The sequence below is a fragment of the Mesorhizobium sp. C264A genome (assembly GCF_040324515.1).
Classification (GTDB): Bacteria; Pseudomonadota; Alphaproteobacteria; order Rhizobiales; family Rhizobiaceae; genus Mesorhizobium.
Window position 1 is genome coordinate 2380918 of record NZ_JAMYVY010000002.1, and the last position, 23361, is coordinate 2404278.

Sequence of the window (23361 nt, forward strand, 5' to 3'; positions counted from 1 at the left end):
CTCTTTTCAGATCAAGCTTCGGTCAGATCAGGCGTTGAGTCGTCGGGTCGAACAGGCACGCACGCGCCATGTCGATGCCGAGCGTCACCGTCTCGCCCATAAGCGGCGTGCCGTCGGGGTCGAAACGGCCGGTGATTTCCTTGCCGCCCAGGCGCAGGACGGCCATGGTCTCCGCGCCTGTCGGCTCGACCAGTTCGACCACTGCATCGATCTGCGCGATGCCCGGCTTGCGGCGCGCAAGGTCGGGATCGAAGCGGTAGATATGCTCGGGACGGATGCCGAGCACAAGCTGTCGCGGCGTGTCGGATGGGAGCGCCTGGACGATCGGCAGGCTGGCCGTCTTGCCGTCGGCGGTCTGCAGGACGACAGTCGGGCGGCCGCCTTCCTGGCTCAGTTCCGCGGCCAAAAAATTCATCGCCGGCGACCCCATGAAGCCGGCGACGAACATGTTGGCCGGACGGTTGTAGATCGTGGCGGGATCGTCGAATTGCTGGACCTCGCCCTGGTGCATCACGGCGATGCGCGATGCCAGCGTCATCGCCTCGACCTGGTCGTGGGTGACGTAAACCGTGGTCTTGCCGACGCGGTGATGAAGCTTCTTGATTTCGGTGCGCATGTCGACCCGCAGCTTGGCATCGAGATTGGAAAGCGGCTCGTCGAACAGGAACAGTTTGGGATCGCGAACCAGCGCCCGGCCCATGGCGACGCGCTGGCGCTGGCCGCCCGAGAGCTGTCCGGGCTTGCGGCCAAGCAGCGGTTCGATCTGCAGGAAGGCAGCAACTCGACTGACGGCCTCGTCCTGCTGCGGCTTCGGGACGCGGCGGCTTTCCATGCCGAAGGTGATGTTCTCGCGCACCGTCATCGTCGGGTAGAGCGCGTAGGACTGGAACACCATGGCGATGTCGCGGTCCTTCGGCGGCACCGAATTGACCAGCCTTCCGTCGATGCGGATCTCGCCGGAGGTAACAGATTCAAGCCCGGCGATCATCGCCAGCAGAGTGGACTTGCCGCAGCCGGAGGGTCCGACCAGCGCGATGAACTCGCCGTCCTGCGCCTCGAGATCGACGCCCTTCAGCACCTCGACCGCACCGTAGTTCTTGCGCAGCGATCGGATGGTCAATGTCGACATGCGATGCCCTTCACTTGATCGCGCCTCATTTGATGGCACCTTGCGTCAGGCCGCGCACAAAATACTTGCCGCCGAAGAGATAGATCAGCAGCGGCGGCAGCGCGCCGATCAGCACGGCGGCGCTCATGACATCGTAGGCGCGCACATTGGTGCCGCTTGCCGTCAGCGCGACGAGCGCTGCCGTGATCGGCTGTTGCTGCCCGGAGGTGAAGACGACGCCGAACAGATATTCGTTCCAGATGCCGGTGAACTGCCAGATCACCGTGACGATCAGGATCGGTGAGGAGAGCGGCAGAATGATCTTGCGGAAGATGCGCCAGAAGCCGGCGCCGTCGATGCGCGCCGCCTTGATCAGGTCGTCGGGGATGCTGACGTAGTAGTTGCGGCAAAACAAAGTGGTGAACGAAATGCCCTGGATGACGTGGATGAGGACGAGCCCGTAGACCGAATTGCTGAGGCCGAGATTGCCGAGGATGAACGCCCACGGCATCAACGAAATCTGGCCCGGAATGAAGACGCCGAGCAGCATGCAGGTGAACAAAGCTTCCGAACCTCTGAAGCGCCATTTCGACAGGATGTAACCGTTCATCGCGCCGACCGCCGTCGAGATGATCGTGGCCGGGATCGTCATCTTCAGGGAGTTGTAGAAGTTGCGCTGCATGCCCTCGCAGGTGCCGCCGATGCAATAGGTGCTCCAGGCCTGGCCCCAGGCATCGAGGCGGAAGCTGCGCGGCAGCGAGATCAACCCGTTGCGCGCGATCTCCTGCTGGTCGCGGAATGAATTCAGCACCACCACCAGCAACGGGACCAGGTAGATCGCCGCGAAGACGACCAGCAGCCCATAGATGGCGAAGCGGGTGAGAAAATGCCGGCGCGACGCGACTGCGGCAGCGCGACGGTCGAGCGACTGGTCCAGGGAGACGTCAGCCATGGCCGGCTTCCTTGCGCCGGCGCCAGACCACCCAGAATGAATAGGGCACCAGCACCACGGCAACAGCGGCAAGCATCATGATGGCGGCGGCCGCACCTTCGCCGATCTGGCCGCGTTGGAACATCAGGTCATAGACGTAGATGGCGGGGAAGGTGGTCGAGATCCCCGGGCCGCCTTTGGTCAGGGCCGCCACGAGGTCGAAGGTCTTGATGGCGAACTGGATCTGGATGACGGCGACCGCCAGGAAGATCGGCGCAATGGTTGGCAGAAGCACCTTGCGATAGATGCGGAACGTCGATGCGCCGTCGATCTGCGCGGCCTTGACGAGGTCCTGATCCACCGAGCGCAGGCCGGCCAGGAACAGCGCCATGGCAAAGCCCGAGGCCTGCCAGACACCGGTGATGATCACCGCGTAGATCGCATAGTGCCGGTCGCTGGCGAGTGCGAAACTGAAGCTCGCCCAGCCGAAACCGCGCACCATGGCCTGGATGCCGTCGGTCGGATTGTAGAGCCAGCTCCAGACCGTGCCGGTGACGATGAAGGAGACGGCCAGCGGATAGAGGAAGATCGTGCGCCAGGCCGCTTCGCCGCGCACGCGCTGGTCGATCAGGATCGCCAGCAGCAGTCCCACCGCCATCGAGCCGACGATGTAGAAAGCGCTGAAGAAAAACAGGTTGTTGTAGGCGATGTTCCAGCGCCGGTTCGCCCACAGCGACGCGTAGTTGTCCAGGCCGACGAAGCCGTAGGTCGGCAGCAGCGAGGAGTTGGACAGCGAGATATAGAGCGTCCAGCCGGTGAACACGAAGACGTAGACGAAGCTCGCCACGAGAGAGGGGCCGAGCACCAGCAAGGGCATCGCGGAGCCCAGCCGCTCGCGCCAGGGGCGGGCGGGCGCCGGTACCGACAGGATCAGGTCGTGATTTGACATTCAGAGCACGGAGATTGGCAGAGCACAGGACTGGCGGAGCGCGGGACCAGGATGGCGGACGGCCGGGTGCGGATGGCGCCCGGCCATTCCCGTCTATTTCTGTGCTTCCGCCGCGTCGGCCATCGCATTGGCGCCATCCTCGGGCGACATGTCCGGCGTCGCCACGAACTCGGTAATGGAGTCCATGATCGCGCCGCGCATCTTCTGCGGGATGGTCATGTTGTGCGCCATCGAGCGGACCAGCGTGCCCTCCTTGATCGAAGCCTGCAGATCCTTCTGCGAGAGCTGCTGGCACGGATTGAAGCCCTTCGACAGATCGATATCCAGGCGTGCGGGGATCGAGCCCTTGGCCTGGTTGAAGACCGTCTGGAAGTCGGGCGACAGGATCAGGCTGGCCAGCAGCTTCTGGCCGTCGATGTAATCCTGGTCCTTCTGCTTGAAGAACACGACCGAGTCCGAGTTGAGGATGAAGCCGGGTTTGCCCCAATCGGTCGGCGCCTGGGCGCAGACATAGTCGGTGCCTTCCTTGAAGCCGGCGGCGGTCAAAAGGCCGATCGTCCAGTCGCCCATGATGTGGAACGCCGCGTCGCCCTTGCCGACGAGCGCCGACATCGAATCCCAGTCGCGGCCGACCATGCCCGGATCCATGTACCTGCTCGTCATCAGGCGCATCTGCGTGAAGGCCTTGACCATCCCCGGGCTGCGCATGGACTCGACATCGCCTTCGACGAAGGCCTTGCGGTAGAGATCGATGTCCTGGCCGTAGAGCACGACCTCGAACACCGTCGAATCCGTCCAGTCGGCGGTCGAATGCGAGATGCAGATCTTGCCTGTGGCGACGATCTTGTCGCAGGCCGCATTGAACTCGGCCCAGGTCTTCGGCATTTCCGCCACGCCGGCCGCCTGCATGACCTTGGGCGAGGCCCAGAGCCAGTTGATGCGGTGGATGTTCATGGGCGCGGCGACCCATTTGCCGGTCGGCTTCATCACCGGAAGCAATTCCGGCGCCACCACTTTCTCCCACCCTTCCGAGGCCGCCAACTCGTCGAGATCGGCGGTCATGCCGGTCTCGTTCCATTCGGCGATCTCAGGGCCCTTGAGCTGCACGGCAGGCGGGGCATTGCCGGCGATCACGTCGGCGCGCAGCTTGGCCAGCGTATTGGCGGTGTGGCCGGCGATCGAGGTCTGTTCCCATTTGCCGCCCTTGGCGGTGAACATCTCGCCGAGCTTGGCGATCGCCTGGGCGTCCGATCCGGTCGCCCACTGGTGCAAAAGGTTCGTCTTGGGTTCGGCGAAGGCTGCCCCGGCGAAAAATGTGCACGCAGCAGCGGCCGCAAGCGCGGTCATGACGGACTTCATCGTTTCACTCCCATATCGTGTTGCACGGTTCGTCTCGACCGCTTATGGCCGCGGTTTGAAGCCGCCGCCGGCGAGATGCGTCAATCTCGAGTTCTTTCCAAGATGACATATTGGAGCTATCAGTCAACGATGTTTATGTTGAGCTATGACAAAACCTTCGCTTAGAACCTGGCTGATCGACAGACCCTCCGCGTCGCCGGAGAGCATGATCGTGCGCTGCCTGAGCGAGCGCGGCGCACTCTCGGCGTTGCAGATCGCACGCGCCACCGGTCTGGCGCGCTCGACGGTGTCAACCGCGCTTAACGGCTTGAAAAAGTCTGGAATGGTGATCGAAGCCCCGACCAGCCGCGACGGCATCAGAGGCATCGGCAGGCCAGCCGCGGCGGTGACGCTCAATCCGACAGCGGGCACCTGCGTCGGCATTCACCTGGCTCTTCAGCAGATACGGCTCATCGTCGCCGATGTCTCGCATTCCGTCATTGCCGAACAAAATATTCCAATGGCGCTGGACTACCAGCCGCAACAGGCGGCCCAGGCGGTCAAATCGGCGATTGCCCAATCCTACAGGGAAAATGGTCTGCCGATGGCGGGGCTCCTGGGGGTTGGTGTCTCCGTCTCCGGCCCTGTCAGCCGCGATGGAGTGGTGCTGCGCGCAAGCATGGTTCCAACATGGGCCGGCGTCAACATACGAGATGTGTTCGGACCCGTTCTGGAACAGCCGATCTTCGCCGACAACGAGAGCAACTGCGCGGCCATTGCCGAGCTGATGTGGGGTGCGGCCGTCGGCCAGGACGATTTCGTGCTGTTCAAGATCGATCTGGGTGTCGGCGGGGCCATTGTCCAGCATGGCCGGCTGGTGACGGGCGTCGCCGGCGGCGCCGGCGAATTCGGGCACATCAGCATCGATCCCGGCGGCGACCTTTGCCGCTGCGGCAATCGCGGGTGCCTGGAGCTCTACGCGAGTTTTACCCGACCGCTGGAACAGATCTCGCGTGTCGTTGGGCGGCAAGTCACCATGGACGATGTCATCGCCATGGCCGAGCAGGGCGACGTCAGGGCGTTGCGGATGATCGAGGATACCGCCGAGATCGCCGGCCGGGGTCTCGGCCTGATCGGCTCGGTGCTCAATCCGCCGCTTATCATCATCGGCGGCCACATGGCTTTGGCAGGGGACATTCTGCTGACGCCGCTGATCGCGTCCTATGAACGCCACACGCTGATCAAGTCCCGGGATGTCGCTCCCGCGCTGCGCACGCGCATCATCGTTGGCAAGCACACCGAGAACGATGCCTTGCTGGGCGCGGTCGGCCTCGTTTTGAGACACCAGACGAAGGAACTGTCGCTGGGGTGATCGTCAGGACCTGCCTGTGCTTGTTCAAGTCAATTGCACGTGTCAGCAGCCTTGAGCGCTTCGGCGCGGGACGATTTGGGCAAATCCGCGATCCGCCGGACAGAAGCGTAAAACCTCGGATAGTCGCCGGAACACAGGTCGAACAAGCGAAGAAAGGCCGGAACCTGTTCACCGTAGACAGAAGTTGCGGCGAGCTTGGCGTTGTTGATCGGGGCAGCGAACCAGGCGTCGTATCCCCGGTATCCCGCCCAGTGCCTGTCGCGCATCCGCCGATAGCGCATCCGCAACCGGTCGATGGTTGCTGCCTTGGCGGCCGCCATCTTTTCCGGGGTGCGGGGACTACCATAGACCTGCCTTAACTCGTCGCGCGTTTTCGACACCAGTCCGAGAAAATCGGCGCCGCGCTTGCGGTCGGCTTCGTATCGGCGCAATCCGGCCCGGTCGCCGGCGGCGCGGAGCCATTTCCTGACGCCGCTGGTTTCGACGGCAACGGCGAACGCCTCGTTGAATGCGGAATCGTTATCGACATAGAAGCGCTGATGCGCCAGTTCATGAAAAACAAGGCTTGCGAGATAGGTGTCGTCCTGACGAAGCATCGTGCTCAGCAGCGGGTCACTGGACCAGCCAAGCGTGGAATAGGCGGTGACGCCCGAGACATAGACGTCGAGGCCCTGTCTTTGGAGCTCGACAGCGCTTTCAGCCGCGGATTTCCGGGAGAAATAACCCCGGTATGGAACGCAGCCGAAAACCGGAAAGCACCATGTTCGCGGCGCGAGCGAGAATTGCGGCGCGGCAAAAACGGCCCAGGTCACGGCGTCGCGATGGATGTCGACATAGCTGCGGTAGCTGCTGTTCTCGGGCAATGCCAGTTCATCCGTCGCAAACCGTCTTATCGCGCTGGCCGACGTCAATTTCGCGCGCAATGCCTCGGGCGTCGAAGGGTCAAGGATGAGTTTCCCGACATTCCTGCGCGCGGCCATGATCTGCGCGTGACCCTGCAACGACTGCGCGTAGTAGGAAATGCTCGTGCAGCCGGTCGCCCCGGACGCGATGATCGCCGCGGCAAGCATCTGAAGAACGCGCTTCACTGTTTGCCCACCCTTGCCCATCTCCCCATGCAGCAAACGTCCTGGCCCACCTCAAACAGGAGGCACCGGTTTCCGTCAAGAGCTGCAGGGGCAGGGGGCGACACCGACCTGGGCAGGGCAATGCGGGCATTCGCCTAGGATTGACGAAAGTCCACCGCAGGGCGGAGCGGGCGAGATACGGACCGTCCGTTGGGACGCCGTTCCCCAAGCTGCAGCGCGCTACTGGTCCGAAAACCTCACGCTCACGCCGCGCTGGCGAAAATAAGCCTGCATCAACTTACGGCCCGAGCGGTTGTTCTGCGCCAATTTTGCCGGATCGAACACCGCCTGTTTTGCGCCCTCTCGTGTCAGCGCAGCCTTGAGCGTCGCGATATGGGCGTCGATGTCGGCATTGTCCGCCCGCAGCGAGGCATAGATACTTTCGGTCGCTTCGGCCACAGTCGGTTCGCTCACAGATGTCGTCCTTTGGTTGGTTGGGCGGCGGCTTTACCACAGATTTGCGGCTCCGACGATATCGACTGAACCGTCAGAGCACAGCGCCCAGGGCGCAAAACCGCAAAACGTATGTATTCGGCCCTGCTAAACATTGCCCGGCAGGCGAATGGGTCTAACTATCGCTAGGAAACGGGGGGAATCACGTGGCTGCCAATCGTCGAAACGACATCTCATCGTCCGAGCGGGGGCTAGGACGGATTCTTGCGGCAGGCAATGCCCATCCGCGCACAGCTCTGCCTACCGTGGCAACCATCGTCACGACAGTAGCTGCGCTGTATTTCGGTCGTGAGGTGTTCCTTCCCATTGCCATCGCGCTGCTTTTGACCTTTGCTCTGGTGCCGATGGTCTCCGCACTGAAGCGTGTCGGCTTGCCTCGGCTGCCCGCAGTGCTTCTGAGCGTGATTGGCGCATTCGCGGCCCTGGGCCTGTTCAGCTTCATTGTTGCGACCCAGGTAAGCGAGCTTGCTCAGAACATTTCCGTCTACCAGACAAACATTCTGACCAAGGTACGTTCCCTCAAGGAGACGGGCGTTGGTGGCGGCATAATTGCCAGGCTGAGCGGGGTGATCGAGCGTGTCGGTCAGGAGATCGACAAGCAGGATGTGGCGCCGCCTGCGGCCGACAAGCCCCGGCGCGAGCCTGTTCCCGTCGAGATCGTCGCCCGCGAGAGACCTCTGGAGGTATTGCAGAACATCATCGGACCGTTGATCAGCCCGCTGGCATCAGCTGGCCTGATCATCATCGTCGTCATCTTCATGTTGCTTGAGCGCGAGGATCTGCGCGACCGGTTTATCCGCCTCGTCGGCTATGGCGACCTCCATCGCACAACGCAGGCATTGCAGGATGCCGGCAAACGGGTTGGCCGTTATCTGATCATGCAATTGGTGGTCAATATCGTCTACGCGATACCAATCGCAATTGGCCTTTGGGTGCTCGGCATTCCCAACGCGCTGCTGTGGGGGTTGCTGGCACTGGCGCTGCGCTTCGTTCCCTATATCGGCCCTGTTATCGGCATGCTGCTGCCCTTGTTTCTGGCCTTGGCGGTTGCGCCCGGCTGGTCGCTGGTGCTGTGGACCGCCGCACTGTTTGTCGTCATGGAATTGGTAACCGGCAACGTCATCGAACCGTGGCTCTATGGCTCGCGCACGGGACTTTCTCCTTTGGCAATCATCGTTGCGGCAATTTTCTGGACATGGTTGTGGGGGCCGCTCGGCCTGGTCCTTTCGACGCCGCTGACAGTTTGCCTCGTCGTCCTCGGGCGACATGTTCCGCAGTTCGAATTTCTCGACGTCCTGTTTGGCAACGAGCCCGTCCTTGAATCTCACGCCCGGCTCTATCAACGGCTCCTGGCCGGCGATCCCGACGAGGCCACTGACCATGCCGAGGAGATCCTCGAGGAGAAGTACCTGATCGATTTCTACGACACTGTCGCCATTCCTGCTCTCCTGTTGGGCGAGCAGGACCGCATGCGTGGCGTGATGGGCGATCAACAGCGAAGGCAGGTGGCGGCGAGCGCCCAAATTCTTGTGGCAAATCTTGCCGACGATGCACAGGAAGAGGCAAGCGAGGAAGATGCGCCGGCAACCACCGCGGAAGGGAGCGCGAGCAGGGAAACAGATGGCGTCGAAGAGGAAGAGATCGAGCTGCCCGACGGCAAGGACATGTCGGTGCTTTGTGCCGGCGGTCGCGGCGAACTCGACGATGCCGCTGCCGCCATGCTCGCTCAGGTGCTGGAGGTGCAAGGTGCTACGGTGGCGAAGGCCAGTTTTGTCGATATGGAGCCGGCAGGTATTCGTCGTCTCGAACTAGAGGCGATCGACACCGTCGTGGTCGGTTTCCTGAACCGGGATTCGCTCAAGCATGCCCGCTTTCTGGTCCGGAGACTGAAGCGCGCCAAGGCAGGTTTGAGAATTGGGATTGTGTTCTGGTCAGACGCGGAGCAGGGCGATGTCGGGCAAGAAAGGCAAGCTTTGGCCGCCGACATCAGCGCCGATTTCGTAGCGCACGGCATGGTCAACGCTGTGCTTGGCGCACTTTCTCCAGCGCCGGCCGTTCCCCTCAAAGTCGTTTCGAAACGCCGCGATCGACGCCGTCCGGCCCCTCGAAAACGGATCCCGGCCCAGGCAACGGCCGCAACAGCCTAGCCGCACCGCCATGTCTCAGATTGCCGCGCCGGCGCTGGAATGCCTGGTGCGACGGCAAGATCGTCCCCACTCGCAAACCATGGAACAATCTCGCGGCCTTGCGGTTCCTAACATCGAAGGAGAACCCCCATGCTTAGATTCCTTATCCGCCTCGGCGCGATCTACGCGGCGTTCCAGATCGGCCGAGAGTTCGGCCGCAAGGAGACCGAAATCATGCTCCTGCCGCCGCCCGTTGACTACGAGCGGCAACCGACGTCAAGAAACGAAACCGATTTCGGAGAGGCATAGGACCGGTCAATCTGTCTGGTCGATCTGGCCCATGCTGGCGCCGTCCCTGCGCGGGGCGCTTTATCGTACGAACGGACCCGGCCACTTGGCTGTTGCCAGGATCGTTTCTGGCAACGCAATAATTGACCCGCTATCTCTGTCGCTCAAACGCGGCACAGCGAGGTTGACCGTGCGTCGAAGAATGAGTCTCAGATCCTGGCGTTGAGCCGATGGAGAAGGCATGATCAGCACGGGCAAGGACGAGCACAACCCTAAGAAAGTGGAAGGGAATGAAGCACTGGTGCTGTCAACTGCCAAAGAGACCGGCATCACCGAGGATCAAGCGCGCGACCTTGTTCGCCTGATCGGCACCGGCCGCAATTCGCTGCTCCGTGAGGCACGGCAGCTGCTCCGGCAGCGCCTGGCTAGTTTAGACCGAAGGTGCTCAGAGCACGGCTATCCCGTCGCCTTCTGCTGCCCGGCGGTCATCGCTTTGAGAGCCCGGACCACCTCTGCAGGTCCGGCGGGTTTCATCACTCTTACGCCGGACGAGAACGCTTCGGGGGTTTCCTCGAGCCCCAGGCCGGAATAGACGATGAAAGGAACCGCCCGCCCTGCCAAGGTTTTTGCCGCGTCAACAGCCTCGCCGTCCGACAGCCTTACGTCCAGGATCGCTGCGGCGGGGGTATGGTCCGCAAGAAAACGTTTCGCCTGGGAACATGTCGCCGCCAATGCCACGGCAAAGCCCGCCTCCGAAAGAGTGGACTCCATATCCAGTGCTATCAAGGCTTCGTCGTCGACGACAAGGACCAAGGGTTTGCCCATGCGCGGATGATCGCACGTTTGTAGATGGAAGACGAGTCGAGGCTACGACCCTTTTAGGGTCCGGTTCCCGTACGCAGCGGGTCGAGACCGCGAGCAATGGGAACCAACTGATCCAAGCCGCATTATATTTGGTTGGACTGGACAAGGTGTTTGGGATGCATGAAGCAACACAGGCGAATGTTGTCGCCTTCGAAAACCCGGGGGTGTCCAGCAATGACGGTCTGGATTTCGATTACAAGGATTTCTTCGAAAACGGCGCCGTTGCCCTCCATCTGGTGAACGCAGACGGCGTAATCGTGCATGCCAACCAGGCTGAGCTCGACCTTCTCGGCTATCCCGCAGAGGACTACCTCGGTTGCCACATCGCCGAGTTCTATCCCGACCGGGACGTCATAGAGGACATTTTGGGTCGCCTTGCCAATGGCGAGAAGATCGTAAGATATCCGGCGCGATTGAGGGCCAGCGATGGATCGATCAAGCACGTCGAAGTCACCTCAAGCGGACATTTCCGGGACGGCAAGCTGATCAACACCCGGTGCTTCACGGTCGATGTAACCGACTTGGTGCACACCCGCTCGGAGCTCAGGCAGCATGACAGTACCTATCACCAGATACTCGACGGCCTACCCGTCGCCATCTACACGACCGATCAGGATGGGACGATCACCTACTACAACCGCGCCGCGGCCGATCTGGCAGGCAGGGAGCCTGAGGTCGGCAAGGATAAATGGTGTGTGACGTTCAAGCTGTTCAGTGCCGACGGCAAGGAATTGCCGCACGATGAATGCCCGATGGCCATCGCGCTCAAGGAGAACAGGCCGGTCCGCAATCAGCAAGCTGTTGCGCAGCGTCCCGATGGATCGTTTTTTCCGTTCCTGCCCTACCCGACACCGCTGCGGGACGAGCACGGCGCTCTGATTGGCGCCGTCAACATGCTGCTGGACCTGACGGACCGCCAGCGTGCCGAAGAAACCAGGCAGCACCTGTCAGCGATCGTGGAATCCTCATTTGACGCTATCGTCAGCAAGGATCTCAACACCATCATAAAAAGCTGGAACCACGGCGCCGAACGGCTTTTCGGCTATACCGCCGACGAAGCGATTGGCCGGTCGGTGACCATGCTGATCCCCGAAGACCATCAGGACGAGGAACCCCGCATCCTCCAACGCATTCGCCGCGGCGAGCGCGTCGAACCATTCGAAACGACCCGCCTGCGCAAGGATGGCAGCCTGGTTCCGGTTTCGCTGACGATATCGCCCGTGCGTAACGCAACCGGGCAGATCACCGGCGCATCGAAGATAGCGCGAGACATCACGTCGGCGAAGGAGAATGAATACCGCATCCGCATGCTGATGCGCGAGGTCAACCACCGGGTGAAAAACCAGTATTCGGTCATCCTGTCGATGATCCGGGAGACCAACAAGCGATCGGAGACGCCAAAACACTTTGAAACCCAGGTGCGCGAGCGCATCATGGCGTTGTCGCGATCTCACGACCTGCTTGTTTCGGCGGATTGGAAGGGTGCCACGATCAGCGACCTCTTGGCGGCCCAGGTCGAGCCTTTCCCGCGGGGGATGTGATCGAAATGTCGGGCCCATCATTGGTGCTCAGTCCCAACGCAGTTCAGTATCTCGGGATTGCCTTCCACGAACTGGCGACCAACTCGGCCAAATACGGCGTGCTCTCAGGGGACAAGGGCCGGATTTCGGTCACATGGGGCATCACCGGTTCCGGTGCTTCGAGGCTCTTTCACCTCACCTGGGCCGAATCCGATGGTCCGCAGGTCCAGACTGTCGGACAAGGTGGCTTTGGAACCGTTGTGCTGAAGCGGGTTGCGCCCGCAGCGGTCAGTGGGCAGGGAATTCTCGAACACGGTCCGCATGGCATAACATGGAGCCTGGAAGCGCCTTTGGTTTCCGTGGCAGCTTCTGCCGACCATGAAGCTTAGAAGCAGGAAGCAGCCCTGCAACGAGCATTCGTCAATTGGAAGCCCTTGATGCGGCCTTTGCCGAGCGAAAACCCCGTTTCCGCTAAAGATCGCCAGAGCCATTGCTAAAGTCGGCAGAGCAAATCACCGGCAGAGGGCGCATTTCGTTGCACGGAACGGGACAGGACCGGCGTAGCCAGAGGCGAGGTAACTATGGACATCGACGAGTTCCGTGCGACCCTTCAGGGTGTAGAGCCCCCGGCGAATCTTGGGATGGCGCTCCACGCTCTATGGTGGGATAGACAGGGCGATTGGGAGCGGGCGCATGAGTGTGTGCAGGCCAACGAATCTGATCCGGCCTCTGTATGGGTTCATGCCTATCTGCACCGCAAAGAAGGCGACCTTTCTAATGCAGCCTACTGGTACCGCCGCGCCGGGCAGCCTGTGGCAACTGGCAAGCTAGACGCAGAGTGGGAGTCGATTACAGAATCACTTCTTGCAGGATAGTGAGGGTCGCCCAAGGGGCAGCCTAGCGCCTCATCGCCCCGTAGAGGCGAAACTCACCTCCGCCCGATGGGATCGGCTGGGCCCAGGAGGTCCGAACGTTTCCGCATAAATTCATGCAGCGAGATTGTTCTCGCGATTCCGTAAGGTCTCTGTTTAATAAGCTATATCTAATATTGACTATTTTCTGTCGCTCAAAAGTCGCAGACTTCATTTTACTGATCACCGTTAGCTTCTTGGTAGCTCTCACGACTATAAACTTCTTGCGGGCGAATAGCTTTCATGCTGCCTTCGCGCACTCAGGAATCAGGGAGCTTAGGCATGGCGGAGCGGATTGCGCGTGATGGGTTTTGGGTTTTGCATCTCGCGCGCTTGCCGCAAGTCGTGTCGCTTCGCTCCGGCACTTCCGCCTTGACGATCCTAACTGTTGCCCTTGCGCTGAGCGCCGCGCCGGCTCGGGCCGATGGCGGCAATGGTAGCAGCGCAGGCGCTGGACAAGGTGGCGTTGACGGCGCGCTCGCGAGTGCCACGGGTCAGAATGCCGCCAATGGCGCGACCGCTGGTGGCGGTGGTGGCGGCATTGACCTCACGACGGGTGACGGGGCGCCAGGAGGATCGGGAGCGGTAAGTGGGACAGCCAACAACCCAAATGGCGTTGCCGGTGCCACTGGTGCTACGGGTCTGGTCATCTCGACAGACGGGACCATTGCAACCAGCATCAGCGGCGGGGCCGGCGCTTTGGGCTCCCCTGGCACGAATGGCGTCGTCAGGAGCGGCGGCGGTGGCGGTGGCGGTGTGGGCGTCAGTGCCACGGCCGACGTTACAGTCACTGGCACAGGATCGGTGAGTGGTGGCACTGGCGGCCGAGGTGGGACCAATGGCAACAGCGGCAGCGGTGGTGGCGGCGTCGGCATATTCTCGTCCGCAAACGTGTTTGTAGAGGCGGGCGGCAGCGTTACCGGCGGCACGAGTCTTTCCACAATTGGGGTCCAAGCAGGTGGTGGCGGCGGCGCAGCTGCCATCGTCCTGATGGGCGGCGGGACAATCCAGAACAGCGGGAATCTGCTCGGGGGTGCCGGTGGAAGAACAGTTCTCGGCGGCGGTGGGGACGGTGGCGCCGCTGTTCTGCTGCTTTCAGGTGGAACCGTCATCAACAAGCTAGGTGCGACGATCGTTGGCGGCAGTGGCGGTCAGGGCTCCTTGGCAGGCGGCGATGGCGCCGCAGGGATCAAGGGCGCCAACATCGGGGTCATCAATGCGGGTACGATCAGCGGCGGTGCCGTCGGCACCGGTGGCGGAACGCCGGCAGCCGGCAAAGCCATCCAGTTCACCGGCGGCGTCAATTCGCTGGAGATTCAGGCCGGCTCCACCATCATAGGCAATGTGGTCGCTTTCAGCGCCGCGGATACATTCAAGCTGGGTGGCGATATCAGCGCCAGTTTCGGTGTGTCGCAGATCGGCGCTGGCGCCAAATATGACGGGTTTGGGTTCTACGAGAAAACCGGAAACAGCACCTGGACCCTAACGGGGACGACAACTGCCGTCACGCCTTGGACCTTGTCCGGCGGGACCCTGCAAATTTCGAGTGACAACAATCTGGGCGCCCTCTCGGGCGGCTTGACCTTCGACGGCGGCACGTTGCGCACGACCACCAGCTTCGCCACCAATCGCAATGTCCTGATCAATTCGACCGGCGGGTTCGACACGGTGGCAGGCACGCAGTTGGACGTGTCAGGCCAGGTGACCGGCACCGGCACACTGGTCAAGAGCGGCGCCGGCACGCTCAACGTCAGCAATTTGTCCAACAGCTATACGGGTGGCAACATCGTCAATGCAGGAACGCTTGCCGGCAACACCGTGGCGATCCGTGGCGACATCCTGGACAACGGCGCTGTCTCGTTTCTCGACCTCGGCCCCCACACCTTCGGCGGAAATATCTCCGGCTCGGGCAGCGTCGACATCGAAGGCTTCGGCACGCTGACGCTGACCGGTGCCAACACCCACAGCGGCGGCACCAAGGTCGGGACCGGCAAAAGCATCTCGGTCGCGTCGGACCAGAATCTGGGTGCCGCTACGGGCCTGCTGACACTCGACGGCGGCGAACTCGGCACGACAGCAAGCTTCGCCATGAGCCGCGATGTCAAGCTCACTTCCGCCTATGGCTACTTCCGCGCGGCGGCGGGTACGACGCTGACCGCAAATGGCGAGCTGAGCGGCGTGGGCGGCGTCTACAAGGAGGGCGCCGGCACCCTGGTGCTCAACGGCGACAGCACCTATTCCGGCCGCACCAGGTCGACGGGGGCAAGCTCGTCGTCGAAGGTTCGCTTGGGAATACCGAAACGACGGTCAACAGCGGCGGCACGCTGGGCGGCTCCGGCTCGATAGGCGGCGCGGTGATCGTCGCCGATGGCGGCGTGCTGGCCCCCGGCTCCAGTCCGGGTACGCTTACGGTCGGATCGCTCAGCCTGAGCTCCGGTTCTATGCTCGACTACGAGCTCGGCCAGGCAGGAATTGTCGGCGGCGGTGTCAACGACCTGATCGAGGTGACCGGAGCGCTGACGCTGGACGGCAGCCTCAACATCACCGATGTAGGCGGCTTTGGCCCTGGCGTCTACCGGCTCATCAATTATGGCGGCGCCCTCACCGACAATGGTCTCGAACTCGGCAATCTGCCGGCCGGCGTCACGGCGGCCGATTTGACGGTGCAGACTTCTGTCGCCAACCAGGTCAATCTTATCAGCAGTGTCGGTAACGACCTGTTGTTCTGGGACGGTGACGCGGCCGGGAATGCCAACAACGATCTGGTCGACGGCGGCAACGGCACGTGGACGGCGACAAGCCTGAACTGGACGACGAGCACCGGCCTGGTAACTGGCGCGATGAAGCCGCAGCCCGGCTTCGCCATCTTCCAGACGCTCGGCGGCACCGTCATCGCCGACGGCAGCGCCGGCGCGCTTGCGATTACGGGCATGCAATTCGCCGCCGATGGCTACCGCATCGAAGGCGAAGCCATCACGCTTGATGGCGCTGGCGGCGAGAGCATCATTCGGGTCGGCGACGGCACGGTGGCCGGAGCAGGTTACACCGCCACCATCGCCTCCGTGCTAACCGGGACCAGCAGCCTGACCAAGACCGATGCGGGCACGCTGGTGCTGTCCGGCGCCAACACCTACACGGGCGGCACCACCGTCCTGGGCGGCGTGCTATCTGTTTCAGCCGACAACAATCTCGGCGTTGCCGCTGGCGGCCTGACGCTCTCCGGCGGGACGCTGCGCAACACAGCGGCGTTCAGCTCGGCGCGCGACGTCACGCTTTCGTCGGCCGGCGGCACCTTCGACACAGTGGCCGACCTGACCTTGTCCGGTGCGATCTCTGGCGCTGGCAGCCTTGCCAAGACCGGCGCCGGCACGCTGACGCTTACGGGAACGAACAGCTATGGCGGCAACACGTTGGTCAGCGCTGGCACGCTGGTCGGCGATGCAACCTCGATTCGTGGCGACATCGGCAATTCCGGCACTGTCGTGTTCGACCAGGCGGCGGACGCCAGCTTCGCCGGCGATATCTCCGGCACCGGCGCAATGATGAAGGATGGCGCCGGCGTGCTGACGCTGTCAGGCACGTCGCTGCTGGACTGGACCGTCAATCAAGGCGGCCTCGCCTCGGCAGCCGAGCGCTTCGGTGGCGATGTCGCGATCGGCGCCGGCGCCTCCTTCACATTCGACCAAGTCGCCTCCGCCAGCTATGCCGGCGTGCTCTCGGGCGCCGGTACGTTCATCAAGGACGGCCAAGGCACGCTGCTGCTTGCGTTGGACAACTCAGGCTTTACCGGCGCCACTACGGTCAGCGGCGGCACGCTTGCCGCGGGCGCTGCGAACGCGTTCAGTTCCTCCTCGCAGTTTTCCGTCGCCTCGGGCGCCACGCTCGATCTTGCCGGCACGTCCCAGACGATTGCGGGGCTGAGCAACGCCGGAACGGTGCGCATCGCGGGTGGCGACCCAGGCGACACACTTACCGTCAGCGGCGACTATATCGGCAATGGCGGCGCCGTCATCCTCAACACGGCGCTCGGTGGTGACGGTTCGCCGACCAATATGCTGGTGATCGCCGGCAACACGTCAGGGACGGGTACCCTTCAGGTCGTCAATTTCGGCGGGTCGGGCGCCCAAACGGTCGGAGGCATCAAGATCGTCGACGTCGGCGGCGTCTCAAACGGCAGCTTCTCGCTCGACGGCAATTATACCTTCGAAGACGATGCAGCGGTCGTCGCGGGCGCCTACGCATACAGGCTCTACAAGAACGGCGTCAGCACACCGGCCGATGGCGATTGGTATCTGCGCTCGGCCCTGGTCAACGGCGATCCCGATCCGCAGCCGCTCTATTCGCCCGGCGTGCCTCTGTACGAGGCCTATGAAGGGGTGCTGCAGGCCTTCAATGAACTGGGCACCATGCAGCAACGCATTGGCAATCGGTCGTGGGGCGAGGGTGCTACGCCGCAAGGTGCGGACCTGCCAGGCCAGGGCTCGGTCGACGGCAAGGCGATATGGGCGCGCATCGAAGCTGCCCATGCCGAGATCAAGCCGGAGACGTCGACCTCCGGCACGAACTATGACGTGACCACCTGGAAGCTGCAGGCCGGCGTCGATGGCCTGCTGCACGAAAGCGACGCCGGTACCCTGATCGGAGGGATTACGGCCCACTACGGAACCGCGTCGTCGGACGTCTCCTCGATCTTCGGGGCAGGGTCGATCGCTGCCACCGGCTACGGCGTCGGCAGCACGCTCACCTGGTTCGGCAGCGGTGGCTTCTACGTCGACGCGCAGGCCGAGGCGACATGGTATGACAGTGACATCCGGTCGGCCACGCTGGGCACCACGCTTGCGGACGGCAACAACGGTTTCGGCTACGGGCTGAGCGTGGAGACCGGACAGACGATCGCCCTCAACGGCAACTGGTCGCTGACGCCGCAGGCCCAGCTTGCCTATTCCTCGGTCGACTTCGACGCGTTCACCGACCCGTTTGGCGCCGTCGTGTCGCCCGGCAGCAGCAACAGTCTCGTCGGCCGCCTCGGCCTCTCCGCGGACTATGAAGACCAGTGGGTGGACGATGCGGGGCAAGTCAGCCGCACGCACATTTACGGGCTCGGCAACCTTTACTACGACTTCCTCGACGGAAATGATGTCGATGTGTCTGGCACGAAACTGGTCAGCGAAAATCAGGCGCTGTGGGGCGGTGTCGGCCTCGGTGGCTCGCTGAGCTGGGCGGACGGCCGCTACGCAGTCTTCGGAGAAGGGACAGCGCGGACAAGCCTCAAGGATTTTGGCGATAGCCACGCCCTGGGCGCCAAGCTCGGGTTCGCTGTGAAATGGTAGCGGCGATCAAGATGGACATGTCGACTTTGGCTTGAGGGTCGTGTCCGGCACGGTTATGGATCCGGACTTGCGGGCCACCCGGCTCGTCGGCCCTCGGACGTTTCCTTACCGGCTGCCGGCATCAAGTACCAGGCTCGCATCCGAAGCACCCTGGGGCTCGATCACAGGGATGCCAGCGCGCTGGACATGCGCTCCAGCCCTTGGCGCAGCAGAGGACGCGGGCAGCCGACATTCAGGCGGATGAAGCCTTCGCCGCCACGCCCATAGACGCGGCCGTCGTAGAGATTAACCCCGGCCCAATCGACAAAGAACTTCTGAATCCCACCCACTCGGCGATCGAGCGCGCACGCGTCCAACCACACCAGAAACGATGCGTCGGGCCGCATGGGCGTGATGCCTGGAAGGTGTTCACCGGCGAACTCGCAAACCAGATCGATGTTGCCGGCGATGTAGCGCGTGAGTTGGTCGAGCCACGGCGCGCCGCTGCTGTAAGCAACCTCCAAAGCCAGGCGGCCGAAAAAGTTCGCATTCACCATGAATGACGCCTGCATTGCGGCAAGAAGCGCCTCGCGGCGCTTTTTGCTGGCTACCGAAATGATTGCCGAAGGAACCCCGGCAAGATTGAAAGTCTTCGTTGGAGCGGTGCAGATGAACGATTTCTCCGCAGCATCTTCCGAGATGGAGGAGAAGACGATGTGGGGACGATCCGACAACCTTATGTCGCAGTGAATGTCGTCGGATATGACCAGGATGCCATGGCGCTCGCAGATGTCGTTGAGCGCCGCCAATTCTTCGCGTGTCCAGGCCATTCCGGCAGGGTTGTGAGGATTGCACAGCAGGAATGCCTTGGCACCGCCGGCCGCCAGTTTCTCGAAATCCTCGAGATCGAGTTCATATCTGTTGTTCTGCAGCCTCAGCCGGTTCGTAAGCAGAACCCGCCCGTTTCCCTGAACAACTTCGAAATAGGGCGAGTACACGGGCGACTGCACAATGACGCCGTCACCGGGCTTGGTGAAGGTTCGCAGTATCGCAGCCACGGACGGCATGATCGCCGGCGCGGGAAGCAAGGTCTCCAGTTTCGGCGACCAGTTGTGCCGGTGCGCGAACCACGATTGCACGATCTCATAGTGGCGCGGATCGCGGCGTGTGTAGCCGTAAATGCCATGCTCCGCGGCCTCGCGCAGTCGCGCGATGACGGTTTCCGGAGCGCGGAAGTCCATATCCGCCGTCCACAGCGACAGCAGGTCCTGGCCCTCGACCTGGGGAGAGAACTCGTCCCACTGGTTGGCCCATTTGACGGATCCGAACTGCTGACGGTCGTGGATCTGGTCGAAATCTATTCCCGCGATATGTCGTTGCCCAAGCGTCGATGCGGGCGTGTCTGCACAAGCCATTTGATAGTCACCTTGCCGCGGGCATTGCTTGCGGCATCATCAGCGCCTCCTAGGATTTGTGGCCACGCGCCAATTGGCGCTCCACAGATTGCGAGTAACGCGACATGCCGAAGCAAAAGCTCCAGTAGACCAGCCCCGCAAAGAGGTAGCCGGTTGATGAGATCGTCGGGCCTGCCCAGTTCGGATCGACGCGCGCCGTTTCGACGGCCTTCAGGAAATCCGCGATGCCGACGACGGCGACCAGAGTCGTGTCTTTGAACAGACCGATGAAGGTCGAGACGATACTCGGTATGACGATCGTCAACGCCTGAGGGAGGACGATCAGGCGCATCATGTCGAAGTAGCCGATCCCGAGCGCCTTGGCCGCTTCTTGTTGCCCCTTCGGGATCGCCTGAAGGCCGGCTCTCACGACCTCGGCCATATAGGCGGACGAGAACAACGCTATCGCGATGAGCGGGCGCAACAGACGATCAGGCGTCAGATAATCCGGGACGAAGAGCGGCATCATGAAGTTCGCCATGAACAACACTGTGATAAACGGCACGCCGCGGACGACTTCGATGAACGTGACGCAAACCGTCTTGACGAAAGGGAGTTCCGACCTGCGCCCAAGCGCCAGGATAACCCCGATCGGAAGCGAGAAGACGATACCCACGATCGACATCAGCAACGTGATCAAGAGACCGCCCCAGAGCGTCGTATCGATGACAGGCAAATGAAGCCAGGCAACGCCGCGCACGAGAACGAACGCGGCCACGGGGTAGACGAGGAAGAACAGCAACGCCGCCAATTTGCGCCGCGGAGCCTTCGTCCACAGGAGCCAAACGATGAGGATGGCGCCGATCGCCTGCGCAAGGTCCACGCGCCACCGCTCGGAAACCGGATACGCGCCGTATCGCAGGTAGTCGAACTTCTCGGCGATGAAAGGCCAGCAAGCCCCCTGGCTGTTCGCACGGCAAGCTTCATGGCCGCCGCTCCAGACCGCGTTGAAGATCGCAAAGCTCAGGAAGTGATGCAGCAGCCACGCGGCTAGGAGGACAAAGCATATTGTCAGCGCGCCTGAAGACGGCGTCGAAAACAGGTTCTTTTTCATCCAGCTCACTGGACCCGGTCGAACGTCCGCGGGAGGCGCCATGGCTGGTATGAGTGCGCTGATCACAACTGGCGAACGCATGGACTGATCGCTCACCCGTCACCTCTCAACGATTGCAAAATGTTGGTTGCACACGTTCATGGCCAATGACGTGGCAAGGGAGATAACGAGATAGACCGACAGGGTAATCGCCATGACCTGGACGGCGGCTCCGGTCTGGTTGAGCACCGTGCCTGCAAAGATCTGAACGAGGTCGGGATAGCCGATGAACACGGCAAGCGACGAGTTCTTGATGAGATTGAGATACTGGCTTGTCAAAGGGGGAATGATGATGCGCAGCGCCTGGGGAACGACGACCAGACGAAGCGTCTTGCCCGGCGCCAGCCCCAGCGCATGCGCAGCCTCGGTCTGGCCCTTTGGCACTGCCTGGATTCCACCTCGCACGATCTCGGCGATGTATGAACCGGTGTAGACCGACAGACCGATCAGGAGAGCGGCAAACTCCGGATAGAGCTGATGCCCGCCTTGAAAATTGAAACCCCGCAGCTGCGGAGCGACGAACGAGACCGGCTCGCCAGCCGCCAGGAAAAGGACCAACGGAAATCCTGTCAAGGTCGCCAGACTGACCAGAAGCACCGGCAGCTGCCTGCCCGTCCGTCTCTGGACGCTCCTGGCGCGAAACCAGAATGCAACGCAGCAGGAAATGGCCGCAACGAATGCCAGGCCCACCAGACCCGCTCCCGGATGCAAATGAATCTCCGGAACGATGAGGCCGCGATTGTTGAGGTAGATGCCGCCGGGAATGGCGATGGACGCCTTCGGCGAGGGCAACGGCTTGAGGACGGCGTTGTACCAGAACAGCAGCTGCAGCAATAACGGAACATTGCGCACAAGCTCGACATAGGCGGTCGCCACCTTCGAAACGATCCAGTTCGGCGACAGGCGGGCAACGCCGATGACGAAGCCAAGCAAGGTCGCAAACAGGATTGCGAGGACACTGACGTAGAGGGTGTTGACCACTCCCACCCAGAACGCCTGACCGTAGCTGGACAATGCATCGTACGGTATCAGGGTTTGATTGATGTCGAAGCCGGCAGACTCATTCCAAAAGTCGAATGAGAGCGGAATCCCCCGGACCCGCATATTCGATGCAGTCTGCATGCCGATGCCCAGGGCCAAGGCCAGCAGGCAGCCGGCGAGCAAGAGCTGGTAGAAGATGCCCCGCACCTTCGTATCGTGCAGCGACAACCTCCTGCGCGACGGCGCGGGAAGCGACAAATGGGACATGGGCTGTTCCTATCGGGTCCGTGCAAGGCGCTGACGGTAACACGCCAGCGCCTTGCAACCATGCCTTTGCCTAAAGCGCGTCGCCATTGAACGGACTCAGGCGACGCGCTTTAGGGTCTTCGTTATGCATGTCGTGTCTCAAAACCGGGGCCATTTTTGAGCGACATGCGTTAGCGGATCGGCGGAGCGTATTGAACGCCGCCTTGGTTCCAGAGCGCGTTCATGCCGCGCTCCATTTTCAGCGGCGAATCCTTGCCGACATTGCGATCAAACACTTCGCCGTAATTGCCGACCTGCTTGATCACCTCGACCGGCCAGTTATCGCCGAGCCCGATGTCCTTGCCTATGCTGCCGTCCACGCCAAGCAAGCGGCGGATGCTGGGGTTGTCCGACGATTTCATGGCATCGACGTTCTTGGAGGTGACCCCGTATTCCTCCGCGGCCACCATGACGTAGAGCGTCCACTTCGCCACATTGAGCCACTGGTCGTCACCCTGCCGCACGGCCGGGCCAAGCGGCTCCTTGGAGATCAGCTCGGGAAGAACAATGCTGTCGTCCGGCTTGGCCATGCGAAGCCGCGACGCGTTCAAGGTGGAGGTGTCTGCGGACAAGACGTCGCAACGTCCCTCCTCATAAGCCTTCACGACAGCTTCCTCGTCTGCGAAACCAACCGTCGTGTACTTGATCGACTGCGAGCGAAAATAGTCGGCAAGGTTCAACTCGGTCGTGGTGCCCTGGGTGACGCATATCGATGCGCCGTCAAGTCCCTTGGCTGACGTGATATTGTCCGCCTTGCGCACCATGAACCCCTGGCCGTCATAGAAATACGTGCCGGCAAACAGTATGCCTAGCGACGTATCGCGGGACGATGTCCAGGTTGCGTTGTGGGCGAGAATGTCGATCTCTCCCGACTGCAAGGCGGTGAAGCGATCCTTTGGCGTCAATGGGATGAACTTGACCTTTTGCGCGTCCCCGAGCACGGCAGCGGCCACGGCGCGACAATAATCGACGACAAATCCGGTCCATTTGCCTTCATTGTCGGGAAGGCTGAAGCCAGCCGTGGCCGAATTCGTGCCACAGGTCAGCACGCCATTTTTCTTGACATTGTCGAGGGTTGCGGACCACGCCGAGGAGGCGGTGCACGCGATGGCGAGGGCAAGTAGGCCCTTGAACGTTGATCTCATTTCGGCATTCCCCTGTTATTGTTGAAGGGAATGTGCTCTCCAGCCCAAGTATTCGTCAAATCGATTGTTCTCATTGTGAAAATGAG

At 61.9% G+C, this 23361-nt stretch carries 20 protein-coding genes; 9 read left to right on the forward strand and 11 right to left on the reverse strand.

Translation table 11 applies throughout. The features are described from left to right. Window positions 1–22: 22 nt before the first annotated feature. The 4 genes from NKL04_RS30695 to NKL04_RS30710 form a co-directional block, all read right to left on the reverse strand. Window positions 23–1129, reverse strand: a complete 1107-nt coding sequence (locus NKL04_RS30695) for an ABC transporter ATP-binding protein (RefSeq protein ID WP_023700957.1) — start codon at window positions 1127–1129, stop codon at window positions 23–25. Between the two features lie 25 nt (window positions 1130–1154). Beyond that, the gene (locus tag NKL04_RS30700; RefSeq protein WP_023671100.1) at window positions 1155–2060 is read right to left on the reverse strand and encodes a carbohydrate ABC transporter permease; all 906 of its coding nucleotides are present in this window, start codon (window positions 2058–2060) and stop codon (window positions 1155–1157) included. Then, on the reverse strand, window positions 2053–2988 hold the full coding sequence (locus NKL04_RS30705; protein WP_023700958.1) for a carbohydrate ABC transporter permease: 936 nt from the start codon (window positions 2986–2988) through the stop codon (window positions 2053–2055). Before NKL04_RS30705 ends, NKL04_RS30700 begins: the two co-directional genes overlap by 8 nt. Before the next feature lie 93 nt (window positions 2989–3081). After that, on the reverse strand, window positions 3082–4347 hold the full coding sequence (locus NKL04_RS30710; protein ID WP_023700959.1) for an ABC transporter substrate-binding protein: 1266 nt from the start codon (window positions 4345–4347) through the stop codon (window positions 3082–3084). A gap of 145 nt (window positions 4348–4492) precedes the next feature. On the opposite strand from NKL04_RS30710, the gene NKL04_RS30715 reads away from it, so the two are divergent. Further along, the gene (locus NKL04_RS30715) at window positions 4493–5698 is read left to right on the forward strand and encodes an ROK family transcriptional regulator (protein ID WP_023700960.1); all 1206 of its coding nucleotides are present in this window, start codon (window positions 4493–4495) and stop codon (window positions 5696–5698) included. 29 nt (window positions 5699–5727) lie between these two features. Here NKL04_RS30715 and NKL04_RS30720 read toward each other — a convergent pair whose 3' ends face one another. Both NKL04_RS30720 and NKL04_RS30725 read right to left on the reverse strand, forming a co-directional pair. After that, complete coding sequence (locus NKL04_RS30720) at window positions 5728–6768, reverse strand: aminopeptidase (protein WP_032997286.1); 1041 nt, start codon at window positions 6766–6768, stop codon at window positions 5728–5730. A gap of 237 nt (window positions 6769–7005) precedes the next feature. After that, window positions 7006–7239, reverse strand: a complete 234-nt coding sequence (locus tag NKL04_RS30725; protein ID WP_023671105.1) for a hypothetical protein — start codon at window positions 7237–7239, stop codon at window positions 7006–7008. A 185-nt stretch (window positions 7240–7424) separates the two neighbouring features. On the opposite strand from NKL04_RS30725, the gene NKL04_RS30730 reads away from it, so the two are divergent. Further along, a complete protein-coding gene (locus NKL04_RS30730) occupies window positions 7425–9425 on the forward strand; it encodes an AI-2E family transporter (protein ID WP_023686481.1) in 2001 nt (666 codons plus the stop codon). 129 nt (window positions 9426–9554) lie between these two features. After that, a complete protein-coding gene (locus tag NKL04_RS30735) occupies window positions 9555–9713 on the forward strand; it encodes a hypothetical protein (protein ID WP_023671107.1) in 159 nt (52 codons plus the stop codon). A gap of 435 nt (window positions 9714–10148) precedes the next feature. Here the strand turns inward: NKL04_RS30735 and NKL04_RS30740 are convergent, their stop codons facing one another. After that, the gene (locus tag NKL04_RS30740) at window positions 10149–10517 is read right to left on the reverse strand and encodes a response regulator (protein ID WP_023671108.1); all 369 of its coding nucleotides are present in this window, start codon (window positions 10515–10517) and stop codon (window positions 10149–10151) included. Window positions 10518–10645: 128 nt separating this feature from the next. On the opposite strand from NKL04_RS30740, the gene NKL04_RS30745 reads away from it, so the two are divergent. The 6 genes from NKL04_RS30745 to NKL04_RS30770 all read left to right on the forward strand — a co-directional run bounded on the left by NKL04_RS30745 (window position 10646) and on the right by NKL04_RS30770 (window position 18317). Further along, window positions 10646–12097 carry a PAS domain S-box protein gene (locus tag NKL04_RS30745; RefSeq protein WP_352724837.1) on the forward strand — a complete coding sequence of 484 codons (1452 nt, stop codon included), beginning with the start codon at window positions 10646–10648 and terminating at the stop codon, window positions 12095–12097. Further along, window positions 12094–12465 (forward strand): sensor histidine kinase family protein, encoded by a 372-nt coding sequence (locus NKL04_RS30750; protein ID WP_352724839.1) that lies wholly within the window; start codon window positions 12094–12096, stop codon window positions 12463–12465. The genes NKL04_RS30745 and NKL04_RS30750 overlap by 4 nt, the downstream gene beginning before the upstream one ends. Before the next feature lie 192 nt (window positions 12466–12657). After that, window positions 12658–12951, forward strand: coding sequence for a hypothetical protein (locus NKL04_RS30755; protein WP_023704064.1), 294 nt, complete (start codon window positions 12658–12660; stop codon window positions 12949–12951). A gap of 469 nt (window positions 12952–13420) precedes the next feature. Then, the gene (locus NKL04_RS30760) at window positions 13421–13576 is read left to right on the forward strand and encodes a hypothetical protein (RefSeq protein ID WP_156033724.1); all 156 of its coding nucleotides are present in this window, start codon (window positions 13421–13423) and stop codon (window positions 13574–13576) included. A gap of 110 nt (window positions 13577–13686) precedes the next feature. Further along, window positions 13687–15333, forward strand: a complete 1647-nt coding sequence (locus tag NKL04_RS30765) for an autotransporter-associated beta strand repeat-containing protein (RefSeq protein ID WP_156951461.1) — start codon at window positions 13687–13689, stop codon at window positions 15331–15333. A gap of 8 nt (window positions 15334–15341) precedes the next feature. Continuing rightward, entirely contained in the window at window positions 15342–18317 is a 2976-nt protein-coding gene (locus NKL04_RS30770; protein WP_156951462.1) for an autotransporter family protein, read from the forward strand. Between the two features lie 161 nt (window positions 18318–18478). On the opposite strand, the gene NKL04_RS30775 is transcribed toward NKL04_RS30770, so the two are convergent. The 4 genes from NKL04_RS30775 to NKL04_RS30790 all read right to left on the reverse strand — a co-directional run bounded on the left by NKL04_RS30775 (window position 18479) and on the right by NKL04_RS30790 (window position 23275). Next, window positions 18479–19711: a MalY/PatB family protein gene (locus NKL04_RS30775; protein WP_050593557.1), complete on the reverse strand. Its 1233-nt coding sequence runs from the start codon at window positions 19709–19711 to the stop codon at window positions 18479–18481. Between the two features lie 49 nt (window positions 19712–19760). Next, complete coding sequence (locus NKL04_RS30780; protein WP_031209365.1) at window positions 19761–20885, reverse strand: amino acid ABC transporter permease; 1125 nt, start codon at window positions 20883–20885, stop codon at window positions 19761–19763. An 18-nt stretch (window positions 20886–20903) separates the two neighbouring features. Then, window positions 20904–22052, reverse strand: a complete 1149-nt coding sequence (locus NKL04_RS30785) for an amino acid ABC transporter permease (RefSeq protein WP_348529188.1) — start codon at window positions 22050–22052, stop codon at window positions 20904–20906. A 209-nt stretch (window positions 22053–22261) separates the two neighbouring features. Continuing rightward, complete coding sequence (locus NKL04_RS30790; protein ID WP_023686475.1) at window positions 22262–23275, reverse strand: amino acid ABC transporter substrate-binding protein; 1014 nt, start codon at window positions 23273–23275, stop codon at window positions 22262–22264. Between the last annotated feature and the right edge of the window lie 86 nt (window positions 23276–23361).